This is a genomic window from Actinophytocola sp., assembly GCF_045807065.1.
Classification (GTDB): Bacteria; Actinomycetota; Actinomycetes; order Mycobacteriales; family Pseudonocardiaceae; genus Actinophytocola.
On record NZ_JBJMIE010000713.1, the window covers coordinates 1 to 15,910 of the forward strand.

A 15,910-nucleotide genomic window follows, 5' to 3' on the forward strand; every position below is an offset into this window, starting at 1 on the left:
AGCTCCGGCGGGTGAACCGTGGTGCGGCCGTCGCGCACGGCGTCGCCCGCGGCCTTGGCCAGCGGCCCGACGTTGACGAACCACTGCAACGACAGCCGCGGCTCGACCACCGTGCCGCACCGCGTGCAGTGGCCGACGGCGTGCTCGTACGGCCGCTTCTCCGCGACGATGCGGCCCTGCTCACGCAGCGCGGCGACGACCGCGGGCCGCGCCTCGAACCGGTCGAGCCCCTCGAACGGGCCGGGCACGGTGATGACCGCGCGCTCGTCCATGACCGTGATCGCGGGCAGGTGGTGGCGCTGGCCGATCTCGAAGTCGTTCGGGTCGTGGGCCGGCGTGACCTTGACCGCGCCCGTGCCGAACTCGGGGTCGACGTGCTCGTCGGCGACGACCGGGATGAGCCGGTCGGTCAGCGGCAGCGCCACCTCGGTGCCGACCAGGTGCTTGTAGCGCTCGTCGTCCGGGTGGACGGCGACCGCGGTGTCACCCAGCATCGTCTCGGCGCGGGTGGTGGCCACCACAATGGAGCGGTCGCCGTCGCCGTACCGGATCGAGACCAGTTCGCCCTCGTCGTTCGTGTGCTCGACCTCGATGTCCGACAGCGCCGTGTGGCAACGCGGGCACCAGTTGATGATCCGCTCGGCCCGGTAGATCAGACCGTCCTCGAACAGTCGCTTGAAGATGGTCTGGACGGCCCGGGACAGGACCTCGTCCATCGTGAACCGCTCGCGGGTCCAGTCGACACCGTCGCCCATCCGGCGCATCTGGTTGAGGATCATGCCGCCGGAGGTGTTCTTCCACTCCCACACGCGGTCCACGAACGCCTCGCGCCCGAGGTCGTGGCGGGACTTGCCCTCGCCCGCCAGCTCCCGCTCGACGACGTTCTGGGTCGCGATGCCCGCGTGGTCCATGCCGGGCAGCCACAGCACCTCGTAGCCCTGCATGCGGCGGCGCCGGGTGAGCGCGTCCATGAGGCTGTGCTCGAGGGCGTGGCCCATGTGGAGGCTGCCCGTGACGTTCGGTGGCGGGATGACGATGCAGAACGGCGGCTTCTCGCTCGCCGCGTCGGCGGTGAAGTAACCCGCGTCCACCCACCGCTGGTACAGCTCCGCCTCTACCGTGGCCGGCTCCCAGGCCGGCGGGAGGTCTCTGGGCTGGTGCGATGAGTTGTCAGTCACGTTGAAAGAGTTTACGAACCGTGTCCGGCCGTCCGCATTCGAGTTCCACCCACGTCGTCTTGTTAACGCCGGGGTCGGCCCGTTCGATGTGCTCAGCACCGGAAGGTTGTCGTTTTACCTGGTTAAGTCAGGGTGGGGAGCGGGTGAAGGCTCGGCAGCGTGACGTGGCTCCAGCGGCCTCCGAGGCCGACTGGGCCGGCACAGTGGCGCGCGCGGCCACGGAGGACGTGCGCGAGTTGCTGCACGCCGAACGCAGGCACCGCCGCGGTCGCTGGTTCGCCGGCGGGCTGGTGGTGCTGGCGGTCGGCGCGGTGGCGACGCTGCTGGTGCGGACGAGCGTGCTGGAGCCCGTCGCAGGCGCACCCGGCGAGCACAGCTCCGCGGCCCTGGCGGGGAACGAGACGGGCGTGCTGTTCGACGTCGCCAGGCCGTTCAACGGCACCCCGGCGGCGGACTGGGCGGACGGCGCGGCCGGGATCGTGCTGCCGGCGCCCGAGGCCGTCGGCGAGTACAGCGCGGCGCAGGTGGCCGAGACCATGCGGCTGGTGCGGGACGTGCTGGTGGCGAGCCGACTGGACCGCAAGCTGGTCGTGGACCACGACGCCGCCGGTTACCTGAGCCTCCTCGCGCCCGACGCGCGGCGGCAGCTCGAGCCGCTGTTCGCCGGTGGCCGGGAGCCGGAGGTGCAGGCGCTGGTGAGCCTCGTCGCACCGGGCAGCACGCTGCTGCCGGCGGCGGCCAAGGTGTCCGGCACGATGTCGGCGCGGGCGGGCAAGGACGGCACGCTGGTCGTGCACACGAACTACGTGTTCGCGTACGCCTTCGTGCCCCCGCGGGGTCTGCACCTGATCGACGCCATGAACACGATCGTGGTGGTACGCGCGGACGTCGACTACGTGTGGCGTGCCGGCGACCGGTGGACGCAGGGCAGCCGCGGCCTGTGGTTCGACGCGGCGACCGGCTTCGGTTACTCGATCGGGTGCGACGCGTACCGCAAGGGGTTCCTCGCGCCGGTCAGCGCGGAGCACTCCGTGACCAGGCAGGCGGACGACGCCGAACCGGGTTCGTACTTCGACCCCGACTCGACGCTCCCGCCCGCGGGTGGGTGCCGTCACTAGGCGCCGGGCATGATTCCGCCGCGTCTCGCGTTGTAGACGGCATGACGCAGACTCCCGAGGCGCCGACCAAGCTGACCATGTACTCGACGACCTGGTGCGGTTACTGCCGCCGCCTGAAGTCGCAGCTGGAGCGCGACGGCATCGAGTACACGGAGATCGACATCGAGCGGACCCCCGGGGCGGCCGAGTTCGTGATGAGTGTGAACGGTGGCAACCAGACGGTGCCGACCGTGCACTTCCCCAACGGGAAGGCCCTCACGAACCCCACTCTCGCGCAGGTCAAGGCCGAGCTGAACTGAGCAGCAGGACGGCATGGGCGGCGTTGTGACCGCCTATGCCGCTGACCCCGCCGCCGCGCCTGGCACCCGAGCCGCACAACAGCAGGTTGGGTACGTCGGTCTCCACGCCCCAGCCGCCGCCCTCCTCGGTGAACGGCCACGCCAGGTCGCCGTGGAAGATGTGGCCGCCGGGCATGGCCAGGTCGTGCTCCAGGTCCAGTGGTGTCCGTGCCTCGACGCACGGGCGGCCGTCCTCGTCGGTGGCCAGGCAGTCCTCGATGGGCTCGGCCAGGTGGCGGTTGAGGCCGGCGAGGTAGCGCGCGGCGAGGTCGGCGCGGCGGCCGTCGTTGTCCTCGGCGAAGAGCGTCGACGGCGTGTGCAGGCCGAAGAGCGTGAGCGTGTGCAGCTCGCCGTCCACGATGGACCGGTCGGTGAGGGTGTGGCAGTACATCTCGCCCGGTAGCGGGTCGGGGACGACGCCGGAAGCGCTTGCCGCGTAGGCGTTCTCCAGCTGCGCATAGGACTCGTCGAGGTGGAGCGTGCCGCTGAACGCCTGCTCCGGGTCGATCCCGCCGCGCAACCTCGGCAGCCGCGACAGGAGCACGTTGATCTTCAGCTGGGCGCCGGTCGGCCTGGCGGTCTCCCTGCCGCGCAGGCTTTCCAGCACCGCGGGTGCCACGCCGGCGAGCACGTAGGACGCCGCCACCGTCAGCTCGGCGTCGTTCGCCACGTAGTCCACCTCGGCCTCCGTGCCGTCGGCACGCACCGCCGTCACGCGCGCGGACGTCCGCAGCTCGGCGCCGGCTTCCCTTGCCACCCGGGCGAGTTCGCCCGTCACCGCACCCATGCCGCCGACCGGGACGCGCCACTCGCCGCCGATGAGGTGGTAGAGGAAGCAGCGGTTGGCGAGCAGTTCGGGGGACCGCAGCGAGGTGTGCGTGCCGATCAACGCGTCGGTCGCCACCACGCCCCGGACGACGTCGTCGGCGAACGTCTCCTCGATCGTCACGCCGATCGGTTGCTCGAAGAGCCGCGTCCACAGGCGGTCGTCGGCCACCAGCCGGCGGAACTCCGCGCGGGAGGGCACGGGTCGGAGCATGGTCGGCGCGGTGGCCGTCGCCATCGCGGAGAGTGAATTGTAGAACGACACCCATCGGGCGAACTCACTGTCCGATCCGGTGAGTTTCCGGAAGGACGCGGCGGTTGCCTCCCCCGGTTCGTGTTCGACGAGCAGGCCGCCGCCGTCGACGGGCGTGTAGGAGGAGACGGCTCGCGAGCGGAGCGTGATCCGCAGGCCGAGGTCCGCCACGATCGCGTCGGGTAGCAGGCTGACCAGGTAGGAGTAGCGGGACAGCCGTGCCGGCACGCCGGGGAAGGGAGTGGTGCTGACGGCCGCGCCCCCGACCCGGCCGAGCCGCTCCAGGACGAGCACCGACCTGCCGGCGCGGGCGAGGTAGGCGGCGGCGACCAGCGCGTTGTGGCCCCCACCGACGATCACGACGTCGTAGCGTTCCGTCATCTCGATCACGCTACCGCCCTGAACGGCTGCTGTGAGGCATTGACGGCCGTTCAGGGCATCGAGGTCACGCGAGGCGCAGGCGGCGCGAGCGGGAGTCGCGCGGGGCGGGCTTCTGCGGGGGACGGGACTCCTCGTGGGAGTCGCGTGCCGCGCGGGTGAGCCGGGAGTCGTCGGCCTCGCGAACCAGGTCGTCGTGGCGGGCGGTGAACAGGTGCTGGACAACGTAGGGATCCATGGCGATCTCCTGTTTCTGGGCAGGTCGAAGAGAGCTGTCGTGGGCCACGACAGCCGGGTCTGCGGGTGACTAGGCCGTTTCCGGGGGGATCGAGGTCGAGAGGAAGACGTACACCGGCTGTGCGCCTTCCGGGCGAAGCTCCGGGTTGTAGCGCCGCTCCTTGAACCGGTCGTTGAACGCGGTGACCATCTCGTGGAGCTCCTCGAGTTCGTCGAGGGTCAGGAAGTCGGTGCTCGTGTTGGTGCCGAGCACGGCACGCCAGTCCTCCGGCAGCAGGTGAGAGGCCAGGAACCGCTCCCTGATCTGCGTGAACGCGTGGTCGAGGAAGGCGGCGGAGGCGGCCTGCGCGGCGAGCCGGGTCTCCTCGTCCACCCCCATGTCGGTGATGCTCTGCCCCTGGTGGACGAGCTGCCAGGGCTTCTCCCGCCCCTGGCCCCCTTCGGCGCGCTCGACGTAGTCGTACTTGGCCAGGAGGTTGAGGTGGTAGGAGCAGTTGGCGACGCTCTCACCCGTCTCCTCCGCGCACTGGGTCGCGGTGGCGGTCCCCTCACGCCCGAGGAACTCGATGAGCTTCCACCGCAGCGGATGGGCGAGCGCCCGAAGCGCCTTCGGGTCGGTGATGCGCCTGCGTTCCTTGACCATGCTCAACAAGGTACGTTGCGAAGGAACTCTTGCGCAAGAGTTCTTTAGAAAGGGTTCTTGAGATGGTCCGTGTAGGCTGTATGCATGGGACGAGTGACCGTGCGCCGCCCGGTTCTGCGGCTCTCTGAGGACGGCGCGAAACGCCGTCAGGAGGCGCTGGCGGCCGAGGAGCCCCTGGAGCTCCGGGTCGCGGGGAAGGCGCTGGCGGTCACGATGCGCACGCCGGGCCACGACGTCGAGCTGGCGCACGGCTTCCTGCTGACCGAGGGTGTCATCGGCGCGGCGGCGGACGTCAGCACGGCCCGCTACTGCGACAGCGTCGACGACCAGGGCCGCAACACGTACAACGTGCTGGACCTCGCGCTCGCCCCGGGCGTCGAGCCGCCGGACACGGGCGTGGAGCGCAACTTCTACACGACCTCGTCCTGCGGCGTGTGCGGCAAGGCGGCGCTGGACGCGGTGAAGCTGAAGACCCGCTTCCCACCCGCGACCGACGACTGCCGGGTGACCCCGGAGACGCTGGTGACCTTCCCGGACCTGCTGCGCGAGCGGCAACGCGTGTTCGAGTCGACGGGCGGCCTGCACGCGGCCGGGGTGTTCACCGTGGACGGTGAGCCGCTGGTGGTCCGCGAGGACGTGGGCCGGCACAACGCGGTGGACAAGGTGACGGGCTGGGCGCTGCTGGACGGGCGCATACCGCTGGCGGGCAGCGTGCTGATGGTGTCGGGCCGGGCGTCGTTCGAGCTGGTGCAGAAGGCCGCGATGGCCGGCATTCCCGTACTGGCGGCGGTGTCGGCACCGTCGTCGCTCGCGGTGGAGCTGGCCGAGGAACAGGGGATCACCCTGATCGGCTTCCTCCGCGGCACGAGCATGAACGTCTACACACACGCAGAGCGCGTCACCAGCTAACTTCACTCACCGAACTGGGTGAACCAGGCTCGACCATGGAAACGCCGCGGTAACTCTGCGCGACCCCCGGGCATGAAGCGTGCACTGATCGCCGCCGCCCTGCTCGCCACGCTCACCGGGTGCGGCGGCAACGAACCCGAGACGAACCCGACCCCGACGATCGACATCTCGGACACCACGACCACGGACACCACGACCGCGGACACCGTGGCGACGACGACACCCACCACAACGACCACCACACCTGCGGCCGTCTCGGCGACCGAGGTCCCGAACGTGGCGCCCCCGCCGGTCGAGCCCGCGCCCTACACGCCGCCGGCCTACACCCCGCCCCCGGCTTACACCCCGCCCGCCTACACGCCGCCCCCGGCGTACACGCCACCGCCGGCTCAGCCACCGCCTCCCGCGCCGGCGGGGGTGTACTACGCCAACTGCGCCGAGGCCCGCGCGGCCGGCGCCGCACCGCTGTACCGCGGCGACCCCGGCTACCGGTCCGGCCTCGACCGCGACGGCGACGGGGTGGCCTGCGAGACCTGAGCCGTCACCGGTTGGACACCATCCGGGTGTGCCGGTCGGCCACCCAGTCCCGCACCGACGGCCACGGCCCGTATCCGGCGTGTCCGTCCAGATGAGCCCCCTCGGGGATGACGTCGAGGTCGACCTTCAACGCGCTGGCCATGTCGACAGCCTCGTCAACGGAACAGGCCTGGTCGTCGTCCCCGACGACGAGCTGCGTCCACGAGGCGGCCCGCCGAACCCCGGCGGCGTCGAGCGGCGCCGGGTTGAACCCGTGCACGTCGGGATGCCGCCACCGCGGCCCGGGGGGCGCCACGAGCAACACCCGGTCGAACCGCAGGACGGGGTCGGCGAGGCGAGCGGCGTGGTGCAGCCAGAGCGCGGCCCCGCAGGAGTGCGCGAGCACGATCCGCTCGGTCCCCACCGGCGCGGCCACGAGCTGGCTCCGCAACTCGGCGAGCCACACGTCGAGCCGGGGCTGGTCAGGCTCGGAGAACTGGGGAACGTCGACATCGCAGCCGGTCTCGTCGAGCTCGTGCGCGAGCCAGCTCTGCCAGTGCGGAGGCGCGGCCCCCATGTGCCCGTGGAGCAGTAGGACGTAAGGCATGGCGCCATCCTATGCGGGGAACACCAGGCGAAAAGTCCATTCATGTTCTGACAACCGGGCTACCGGCCGGCGAGAGATATGTTGCCGCGGTTGACACGTTGTGCGCGCGGATGTTCTCCTCACATGAGCGAAAATGTACGCCTGGGGGCCCTCATTCCGCGTCGAAATGTCCACTTCCGCATGGATGGAGATCTTGGTGAGCACTGGCGCAGAACAGTCTGACGCGGTTATTCGAAACGAGGAGGAACCCGGCCTCGCGCATTCCCGCCGCTGGCTCGCGCTGGCCACCGTCGCGACGGTCCAGCTGATGATCGTGCTCGACCTGGCGGTCGTGTTCGTCGCGCTGCCGAGCATCCAGAACGATCTGGACATCTCCACCGCGGACCGCCAGTGGGTGGTCTCCGCGTACGCGATCACGTTCGGCGGTCTCCTGCTGCTCGGCGGCCGGCTGGTCGACTACGTCGGGCGCAAGCGCATGTTCATCGGCGCGCTCGCGGGGTTCGCGCTCGTGTCCGCGCTCGGTGGCGCGGCCTCGAGCGGCGGCATGCTCTTCGCCGCGCGGGCCGCTCAGGGCGTGCTCGCCGCGGTGCTGGCGCCCGCCGTGCTCTCGCTGATCTCGGACACCTACACCGAGAAAGCCGAGCGGGCCAAGGCGTTCGGCATCTACGGCATGGTGTCCGGCAGCGGCGCGGCCATCGGCATGCTGCTCGGCGGCTCGCTCACGCTGTGGTCCTGGCGGCTGGTCCTGCTCATCAACGTCCCGATCGCGATCGCGGTCGCCGTCGTCGCCGTGTTCGCGCTGGCCCGGGACACGACAGTGACGCGCAGCAGGTACGACATCGCCGGCGCGATCACGGCGACCGCCGGCATGGTATGCCTCGCGCAGGGCTTCACCTCGGCGGGCACCAACGGCTGGGGATCGGCGGTCACGCAGGCGTTCCTGGTGGGGGGTGTGCTGCTGCTGTGCGCGTTCGTGGTGATCGAGGCACGCACCCGGTCACCGCTGCTGCCGCTGCGGATCGTCACCCAGTTCAGCCGGGGCATGCTCTACCTGGCGGCGCTGCTGGCCAACGCGGCCCAGCTGTCGATGTTCCTGTTCCTGACCTACTACTACCAGGAAACCCTCCACTACAACCCGATCCAGACCGGACTCGTGTTCCTGCCGTTCGCGCTCGCCGTGATCTCCGTCGGCATGAGCACCGCGTCACTGGTGGTCAGGTTCGGGCCGCTCCCGGTCATGGTCGTCGGCGCGGCGCTGTCCGTCGCGGCCCTGCTGCTGTTCACCAGCCTGGGCGCGGACACCGGGTTCGGCGGCGTCGTGGCGCCCGAGATCATGATGGGTGCCGGTGTCGCGCTGTCGCTGTTCCCGCTGAACAACGTGGTCCTGCTGGGCATCGACGAGGCCGACGCCGGCGTGGCGGGCGCCACGGTCAGCACGACGCAGCAGATGGGCGGCTCGATGGGCACCGCACTGCTGAACACGGTCTTCACCGGCGCGGTCGCGGGGTACGTGGCGGAGCGGCACCTCGCGAAACCGACGACCGGCGCGAACCTCCACGGCTACCACACGGTCTTCGTCTGGGAGGCCGCGATGTACGCCGCCGCGCTGGTGCTGATCGCCCTGGTCTGGCAGCGGAACCGGCGCACGGCCGCGAACTGAGTGGGCACACCGGAACGGGGCCGGCACGAACCGTGCCGGCCCCGTTCCGTTCGCGGTCTCAGCGCTCGAGCACCGTCATCGGTGTCTCGTTCGGGCTCATCAGCACGCCCGGCTGCTCCTTCATCCGGTGCCCGTCGACCGGCCGCAGCCGCCAGCGCGAGGCGATGGCCGCCACCGTGCAGGTCATCTGCGCCCACGCGAACGAGTCGCCGATGCACTGCCGCTTGCCTTCGAGGAATGGGATGAACCCACCCTCCGGAATCTCCGGCCCACCCGGCAGCCAGCGGTCCGGGTCGAATTTCATTGGATCGGGGAAAATGCGCGGATCCCGGTGCAGCGAGTTGATGCTGAAGACTGTTTCCGTGCCCTCCGGGAATTCGAGGCCGCCCAGTTCGACGGTCGAGTTGGCGCGGCGCATGAACGACCACCCCGGGTGGTAGCGCCGGAGGCATTCGGTGAGGACCCGGCGGGTCAGCTCCAGCTTCGGCAGGTCCGCGATGCCGGCCGGCCGGCCGGACAGCACGCCGTCGATCTCGTCGTGCACCCGCCGCTCGAGCTCCGGGTCACGGCTGAGCTCGTAGAAGAACCACACGGTCATGAAGCCGGCGGTCTCGGTGCCCGCGAAGAGGATGAGGAACACCTCGGCCATGACCTGCTCGTCGGTCATGCCCTCGCCCGTGTCCTCGTCCCTCGCCTCGATCAGCATGTCGAGCAGGTTGCTGCCGTCGCCGGTCGCGCCGCTGCGCTGCGCGACCACGGCGTCGCGCACGACCTCCCGGAGCCGCGCGGTCGCGGACTCGAACCGGCGGTTGCCCGGCGTCGGCAGCTTCTCGAGGAAGTCCGGCTGCACGGTGCGCCTGGCGAGCCCGGTGACGATCGTCTTCCAGGAGCGCTGCACCTCCGCCTGCACCGCCTCGCTCGCCCCGGCGCTGAACAGGGTCCTGGCGACCAGGACCAGCATCAGGCTCAGTGCGTCCCGGCGGAGCTGCACCACCTCGCCCGGTCGCCACGACTCCGCCATCGCGGTCGCCGACTCCGCCATCGTGTCGAGGTAGCCCGTGATCCGCTGGTGGTGGAAGGCGGGTTGGATCAGCCGGCGCTGCCGGTGGTGGAACTCCCCGTTGGACACCGGCAGCCCGTTGCCGAACGTGTCGCGGATCTTGTCGAAGTACTTGCCCTGGTCGTACTTGCGACCCTCGGTCACCACCATGCGGTGGATCAGCTCCGGGGTGTTGACCGAGAGCACCGGCTGCCTGCCGAGATAGATCCACGCCAGGTCACCGACCGAGCGCAGCGACCCCATGAACTCGATCGGTCTGGTGGCCAACTGGAGCATGTGCCCCAGCCCGGGTAAGCGCCCCGGCGCCGTCGGCACCGCGGGATTGGTTGATGCTGCCACAGGATTCCTCCTCGTACTGCGGCCGCACGCCAACCCGGGGCGACCGCGACAACGGGGTGCCGGACGACCGGCACCCCGTCCGGAGCCGTTGGTGATCTGGACACGCGCACGTGGAGGAGACCCTTGGACGGTCGACGTCCGAGGGTTCCTCGGGGACACGCGCTCTGTGCCGTCGGCAGGCCTACCCGGCCTGGCTCGCGGCGGCGCGGACGGCCAGCACGATGGTCGCGTCGACGTACTCGCGGACGCGGGTGATCTTCCCGTGCTGGAACTCGAACACCGTGGCGAAGCCGGAGGAGAACTCGTCCCCGCCCGCGGGCCGGCCGAAGTGCCGGCCCTCGGCGACCACGATGTCACCCGCGTCGATGAAGCGCCGGGGCTCCACACCCTGCTCGGCGAAGTGCGGGGCGAGTGCCATCAACATCTGGACCACGCCGTCGCGGCCGACGTAGGTGCCGCCGTAGGGCAGCTCCGCCGGCACGACCCATTCCACATTGTCGTCGAGAAATTCGAGTACGGGCGCTGGATTATGCGCCGCAAATGCCTCGTAACCACGGCGGACTATTTCGACATGACTGGTCAAGTGCCCCCACTTCCCGAGTTGCATTGACTACCACTGGTGACGACTCATGCTCACGGGATACGCGAATCGAGCTGCCTCGGCATACACGTCACGATCGACCTCACCGCGCCCCCGACGCCAGCACCCGATGCGTCCCATAAAGGTCCTAATAGGACTCGAAAACGTTTGCTCCGACTAGAGAAACAGATTTGGACTCACGGGTCAAGATGTCGGCGGATTGTCCGATTGGTACCGAAAAGTCCACTTTTTGTCCACATCGGACGAACATTATTAACCCGAACGGCGTATACCGTTGCCTCTTCCAGAGTAATCTGCTCGGCGTTGTTGACACTCTCCTGGAGCGGCTGTCTAGGCTGCGAAGGAGCCGCAAAACGAGGGCCAAACTGGGGGTATTTCTCATGTTTACGGGTCGTTAGTCAAGCCATTACCGCCTGTCATGACAACAGCACCCGTTCACTGTTGATCGGTTGACCATTCAACGCGCGTGACAGCGCTGCCGCGCGCTTCAGCGGGCCCAATTCCGGTCCATCGCACCCAACTGTCTCGACTCGGTCGAGAGGATGAGGTATTTGTCGAGTTCGTTTGATGTCAACGTGCTGGTGATCGGTGCGGGCCTCGCGGGTATCGCGGCAGCTCACCGGCTCGTGCTGGCCGGTGTGGACGACGTCGTCGTCCTCGAGCGCGCCGCCGAGCTCGGCGGGTCCTGGCGGGACAACGTCTACCCGGGCTGCACCTGTGACATCCCGTCCAACCTGTACTCCTACTCGTTCGCGCCCAATCCACAGTGGACGTCCTCGTTCGCGCGGCAGGCCGAGATCCTGGCCTACCTCAACGACTGCGCGGCCCGCTTCGGCCTGGTCGAGCGCATCCGGTTCGGCACCGAACTGACCAGGGCCGAGTGGGCGGCCGACCGCCGGCGCTGGCTGGTCGACACCACCACGGGCCGCTACACCGCCGCGGCGGTGGTCGTGGCCACCGGTCCGTTCGCCCAGCCCTCGGTACCCGACCTCCCGGGTCTCGGCGACTTCGGCGGCACTGTCCTGCACTCCGCGCGCTGGTCGCCGGCGACCGACCTGACCGCGCGCCGGGTGGCGGTGGTCGGTACCGGCGCGTCCGCGGTCCAGATCGTGCCGGCCATCGCGGAGACGGCGCGGGAGCTCCAGGTCTACCAGCGCACACCCACGTGGGTGCTACCGAAGAACGTGCGGGCTACGAGCGCGCTGACCAGGGCGGTCTACCGCCGGTTCCCGGCCGTGCAGCGCGCGGTGCGCGGCGTCCAGTACTGGTCGCGGGAGCTGCCGGCCCACGCCATCGCCAACCGGCCCGCGCTGCTCTCGGCTGTGGAACGCAAGGGCCACGCCCACCTGCGCGCCGCGGTCGCGGACGAGCGGCTGCGGGCAGCGCTCACGCCGAACCACCGGATCTTCTGCAAACGGGTGCTGGTCTCCGACGACTACTACCCCACGCTCACCAGACCACACGTCGAGCTCGTCACCGACCCGATCGAGCGGGTCGGCCCCGGCGAGATCGTCACCGGGGACGGGACGGCCAGGGGCGTGGACGTGATCGTCATGGCCACCGGCTTCGCCGTGACCGAACCACCGATCGCCGAGCGGCTGCACGCGGGCGGCACCTCGCTCGCCCGGACGTGGCGCCAGCACGGGCGGGCCGCCTACCTGGGCACCTGTGTGACCGGCTTCCCCAACCTGTTCCTGTGCAGCGGGCCGAACGCCGGCACCGGGCACACCTCGCTGCTGGTGATGATCGAGGCACAGGTCGACTACATCGTCTCGGCGCTGCGCACGATGGCCGCCCGCCACCTTTCGGTCGTCGAGGTCACCGCCGGGAGCCAGCACTCGTTCACCGACGAGATGCGGCGCGCCATGACCCGCTCGGTGTGGCTCACCGGCGGCTGCTCGAGCTACTACCTCGACGCCACGGGTCACAACACCACGTTGTGGCCGGGTAGCACGCGGAGCTTCCGCAGGCGCACCCGCCACTTCGACATCGAGTCCTACCGGGTCGAGCCGACCCAGGACCCGACCTCCACCGGAACACAAACCGATGTACTGGAGAACGCATGACGGAGTTACGAGCTGAAATCCAGTCCCGAATCGCGGACTTCTTAGCCAACTCCTGCGGGATGGACCGCGCGGCGATCTCGGCCGCCACCCGGCTCGAGGACGTCGACGTCGACTCCCTCGAGTTCGTCGAGCTCATCCAGATCCTGCAGAACCAGTTCGGCGTGCGACTCTCCGACGACGGCGTGTTCGGCGTGCGGACCGTCGGCGCGCTGACCGACCTGGTCGTGTCGCGCTCGGCGAGCGAGCCGGTGCGGGGCCGATGATGACGTCCTACCTCACGAGCACCGGGCGGTTCCTGCCTGGAGAGCCGGTCAGCAACGAGGAGGTCGACGACTACCTCGGCACGGTCGGCCCGAACTCCGAGATCGTGCGCGATCAGACCCTGGCCAACAACGGCATCAAGGCCCGCTACTACGCGATCGACAAGCAGCAGCGCACGGTCGTCTCGGACACCGCGATGGCGGTCGGCGCGATCCGCGAGGCACTCGGCAGGGATGGCCTCGACGAGGCGGACATCGAGCTGCTGGCGTGTGCCAGTACCGTGCCCGACCTGCTCGCACCCGGCTTCGCCAGCATGGTCCACGGCGAGCTGGACTGCCGGCCCATCGAGATCGTCAGCGCGGGTGGGCTGTGCAACGCCGGCATGACCGCGCTGAAGACGGCGCACCTGCAGATCGCCGCCGGTGAGAAGCGCAATGCCGTGGTCGCCGCGTCGGAGTTCTCCTCACGCGCGTTCAAGAGCTCGCGGTACGCGACGGTCACCCCGGAGACGGCGGACGGCGCGATGGCGCTGGACGTGGCGTTCCTGCGCTACATGCTCTCCGACGGCGCGGGCGCGGTCGTGCTGCGCGACCGCCCGGCCGAGCGGGGCATCAGCCTGCGGATCGACTGGATGAGCCTGACCTCGTACGCGAACACCGCGCCGACCTGCATGTACATCGGCAGCCCCGACGGCGGCACGCGGAACACCTGGCTCGACCACCCCGACGACGTGCGCGCGTCCGCCGCCGGCGCGTTGGTGATGCGGCAGAACCTCGCGCTGCTGCCGCACCTGGTCAAGTGCGGCGTCGACGAGTACGAGCGGCTGATGGCCGAGGGCCGGTTCGACCCGGACCGGATCACCTGGTTCCCGGCGCACTACTCCAGCGAGAAGATGAAGGAGATGGTGGTCAAGCAGATCCACCGCCGCGACGTGCGGGGGCCGCGGCCGGAGGCCTGGTTCAGCAACCTCCAGCAGGTCGGCAACATCGGCTGCGCCGCGATCTTCGTGATCCTCGACGAGCTCATGAACTCCGGCCTCCCCTCGGTCGGCGACACCATGCTGTGCATGGTGCCCGAGTCCGGGCGGTTCTCGATCGCGTTCATGCACCTGACCGTCGTGGGTCCGGACGGAGCGGCGTCGTGACCGAGCCACCGCGCCTGACCGTCTACTGGTACTCGCAGACGGGACAGCTCAAGGAGACCGTCGACGCGTTCGTCGAGCCACTCGCCGAGGCGGGCTGGCGGATCGAGTGGTGCGAGGTCACCCCGGCCGTCGACTACCCGTTCCCGTGGCCGCTGCGGCGGTTCCTGGGGATCATGCCGGCGGCCACCGACCCGGCCGAGACGGTCGAGGTGACGCTGGACGGCGCGGGATCCGGAGCGGGTGACGGGACCGGGGACGCGCCGGACCTCGTGCTCCTCGCCTACCAGGTGTGGTACCTGGCGCCCTCGGTGCCGATGCGCTCGGTGCTGGCCCGGCACCCGGACCGGTTCGCCCGCCGGGGCGTGATCGGGCTGACCGCGTGCCGGAACATGTGGTATTCGGCCGCGCTGGCCGTGGCCAGGTCCGTGTCCTCGGCCGGCGGCCGCTACCTGGGCACGGTCGCCGCCGTCGACGACGCCCCCGCGGGCGCCACGTTCGTCACCACCATGCGCTGGATGCTCACCGGGCGCCGGGAGGCGTTCTCGGTCTTCCCGAGGGCCGGGGTCGGCGACGGGCAGCTCGCCAGGGTGCGCGCACTCGGCGCGGCCGTGGCCGACGAGGTCGGTCGCGCCCGCGCGGACGAGCACGCCGACTCGGTCGCCCGGGTGCTCGCCCGGCCGGACGCGGCCCCGGTCGAACCCGCGATCGCCGCGGCCGACCTGCTCGCCGGCCGGGTGTTCCGCGCGTGGAGCGGGTTGGCCCGCGCCGGGCGGCCGGGCCTGCTGCGCGGCGCGGTCCTCGCCGCGTTCGCGACGTGGCTGACCGGCGCGGTCGCGGTCGGGCTGCCCGCGGTCGTGGTCACCCGCACGATGGCCCGGCGGCGCTTCGACGCACTGGTGCACAGGGCGATGCGACCCGCCTCGCCAGGGGCGCCGCCCGGGCGGGTCGGCGAAATGGTCGCCGGATGAGGGCACAGGTCGTCGTCGTCGGGGGTGGGCCGGTCGGCCTCGCCGCGACGCATCTGCTGGCGCGTTGGGGAATCCGGACCGTGCTGGTCGAGCGGCACCGCGAGCCGGCCGGTCACCCGAGAGCCACCGTGGTCAACGTCCGGACGATGGAGATCCTGCGGACGCTGGGACTCGCGGCACGGGTCCGCGCCGCGGGGGTGCCGCCGCAGTCGGCCGCCAGGATCACCTGGCGCACCAGCCTCACCGGCCCGGAGATCGGTCACCTCGACGTGATCTCGTCGGCGGAGAAGCTCATGCGGATGGCGGCGCAGAGCCCCGAACTGCCCGCGATCTGCCCGCAGCACAAGCTCGAGGCGATCCTGGCCGGCGCGCTGGCCGAGCAGCCGGCGGTCACCGGCCTGTTCGGGCACGTGGCCACCGACCTCGAGCCCGGCCCGGACGGGGTCACCGTGACCGTCACCGGTTCCGGTTCCCCGCGGCGGATCGAGGCCGACTACGTGCTGCTCGCCGAGGGCCTGCGTGGGCGGCTGCGGGAGCGGGCCGGGATCCGCGAGGTGGCGCAACCACCACTCGGCCGGTTGCTCGACATCCACTTCCGGGCGGACCTGCGCTCGTGGACCGGCAGCGCGATCTACTGGCTGGCCGGCACGTCGGTGCGGGGCGCACTGATCACCGTTGACCCGGCCGCGGGCGAGTGGCTGCTCGAGCTGCCGGAGATCGGCGCACCGCTGTTCGACGGCGATGTCGACCGGTTGGGGCTGGTCCGCGCGGCGCTCGGGCCGGCCGCCGCCGACGTGCCGGTCGAGTTG

Annotated in this window: 17 protein-coding genes; 10 read left to right on the forward strand and 7 right to left on the reverse strand. The window is 70.4% G+C overall.

From position 1 onward, the window contains the following. The coding region (locus ACJ73U_RS42060; protein ID WP_407783374.1) for a class I tRNA ligase family protein at positions 1 to 1,178 on the reverse strand (1,178 nt) is incomplete at its 3' end. Between the two features lie 143 nt (positions 1,179 to 1,321). On the opposite strand from ACJ73U_RS42060, the gene ACJ73U_RS42065 reads away from it, so the two are divergent. After that, positions 1,322 to 2,296 (forward strand): hypothetical protein, encoded by a 975-nt coding sequence (locus tag ACJ73U_RS42065; protein WP_407783375.1) that lies wholly within the window; start codon positions 1,322 to 1,324, stop codon positions 2,294 to 2,296. Positions 2,297 to 2,337: 41 nt separating this feature from the next. Then, a complete protein-coding gene (locus tag ACJ73U_RS42070) occupies positions 2,338 to 2,595 on the forward strand; it encodes a mycoredoxin (protein ID WP_407783376.1) in 258 nt (85 codons plus the stop codon). Here the strand turns inward: ACJ73U_RS42070 and ACJ73U_RS42075 are convergent. From ACJ73U_RS42075 to ACJ73U_RS42085, 3 genes are all read right to left on the reverse strand, one after another. Then, on the reverse strand, positions 2,576 to 4,093 hold the full coding sequence (locus tag ACJ73U_RS42075; protein WP_407783377.1) for a phytoene desaturase family protein: 1,518 nt from the start codon (positions 4,091 to 4,093) through the stop codon (positions 2,576 to 2,578). The genes ACJ73U_RS42070 and ACJ73U_RS42075 overlap by 20 nt on opposite strands. A gap of 64 nt (positions 4,094 to 4,157) precedes the next feature. After that, a complete protein-coding gene (locus ACJ73U_RS42080) occupies positions 4,158 to 4,328 on the reverse strand; it encodes a hypothetical protein (RefSeq protein WP_407783378.1) in 171 nt (56 codons plus the stop codon). Positions 4,329 to 4,397: 69 nt separating this feature from the next. Beyond that, a complete protein-coding gene (locus ACJ73U_RS42085; protein WP_407783379.1) occupies positions 4,398 to 4,970 on the reverse strand; it encodes an ArsR/SmtB family transcription factor in 573 nt (190 codons plus the stop codon). Positions 4,971 to 5,054: 84 nt separating this feature from the next. On the opposite strand from ACJ73U_RS42085, the gene fdhD reads away from it, so the two are divergent. Next, positions 5,055 to 5,879, forward strand: a complete 825-nt coding sequence (gene fdhD, locus ACJ73U_RS42090) for a formate dehydrogenase accessory sulfurtransferase FdhD (protein WP_407783380.1) — start codon at positions 5,055 to 5,057, stop codon at positions 5,877 to 5,879. Positions 5,880 to 5,951: 72 nt separating this feature from the next. After that, on the forward strand, positions 5,952 to 6,416 hold the full coding sequence (locus ACJ73U_RS42095) for an excalibur calcium-binding domain-containing protein (protein ID WP_407783381.1): 465 nt from the start codon (positions 5,952 to 5,954) through the stop codon (positions 6,414 to 6,416). 4 nt (positions 6,417 to 6,420) lie between these two features. Here ACJ73U_RS42095 and ACJ73U_RS42100 read toward each other — a convergent pair whose 3' ends face one another. Beyond that, entirely contained in the window at positions 6,421 to 7,002 is a 582-nt protein-coding gene (locus tag ACJ73U_RS42100) for an RBBP9/YdeN family alpha/beta hydrolase (protein WP_407783382.1), read from the reverse strand. Between the two features lie 196 nt (positions 7,003 to 7,198). Here ACJ73U_RS42100 and ACJ73U_RS42105 point away from each other — a divergent pair, with 196 nt between their 5' ends. Then, positions 7,199 to 8,662, forward strand: coding sequence for an MFS transporter (locus tag ACJ73U_RS42105; RefSeq protein WP_407783383.1), 1,464 nt, complete (start codon positions 7,199 to 7,201; stop codon positions 8,660 to 8,662). 58 nt (positions 8,663 to 8,720) lie between these two features. Here ACJ73U_RS42105 and ACJ73U_RS42110 read toward each other — a convergent pair whose 3' ends face one another. Together ACJ73U_RS42110 and ACJ73U_RS42115 are read right to left on the reverse strand one after the other, a co-directional pair. Continuing rightward, complete coding sequence (locus tag ACJ73U_RS42110; protein ID WP_407783384.1) at positions 8,721 to 10,061, reverse strand: cytochrome P450; 1,341 nt, start codon at positions 10,059 to 10,061, stop codon at positions 8,721 to 8,723. A 181-nt stretch (positions 10,062 to 10,242) separates the two neighbouring features. Continuing rightward, positions 10,243 to 10,668: a nuclear transport factor 2 family protein gene (locus tag ACJ73U_RS42115; RefSeq protein WP_407783385.1), complete on the reverse strand. Its 426-nt coding sequence runs from the start codon at positions 10,666 to 10,668 to the stop codon at positions 10,243 to 10,245. Positions 10,669 to 11,237: 569 nt separating this feature from the next. Here ACJ73U_RS42115 and ACJ73U_RS42120 point away from each other — a divergent pair. The 5 genes from ACJ73U_RS42120 to ACJ73U_RS42140 all read left to right on the forward strand — a co-directional run. After that, on the forward strand, positions 11,238 to 12,728 hold the full coding sequence (locus ACJ73U_RS42120; RefSeq protein ID WP_407783386.1) for a flavin-containing monooxygenase: 1,491 nt from the start codon (positions 11,238 to 11,240) through the stop codon (positions 12,726 to 12,728). Next, entirely contained in the window at positions 12,725 to 12,991 is a 267-nt protein-coding gene (locus ACJ73U_RS42125) for an acyl carrier protein (protein WP_407783387.1), read from the forward strand. The genes ACJ73U_RS42120 and ACJ73U_RS42125 overlap by 4 nt, the downstream gene beginning before the upstream one ends. Next, positions 12,991 to 14,133 carry a hypothetical protein gene (locus ACJ73U_RS42130; protein WP_407783388.1) on the forward strand — a complete coding sequence of 381 codons (1,143 nt, stop codon included), beginning with the start codon at positions 12,991 to 12,993 and terminating at the stop codon, positions 14,131 to 14,133. Before ACJ73U_RS42125 ends, ACJ73U_RS42130 begins: the two co-directional genes overlap by 1 nt. After that, entirely contained in the window at positions 14,130 to 15,101 is a 972-nt protein-coding gene (locus tag ACJ73U_RS42135) for a hypothetical protein (RefSeq protein ID WP_407783389.1), read from the forward strand. Before ACJ73U_RS42130 ends, ACJ73U_RS42135 begins: the two co-directional genes overlap by 4 nt. Then, positions 15,098 to 15,910 (forward strand): FAD-dependent monooxygenase (locus ACJ73U_RS42140; protein WP_407783390.1); only part of this gene is annotated, 813 nt, incomplete at its 3' end. The genes ACJ73U_RS42135 and ACJ73U_RS42140, both read left to right, overlap by 4 nt.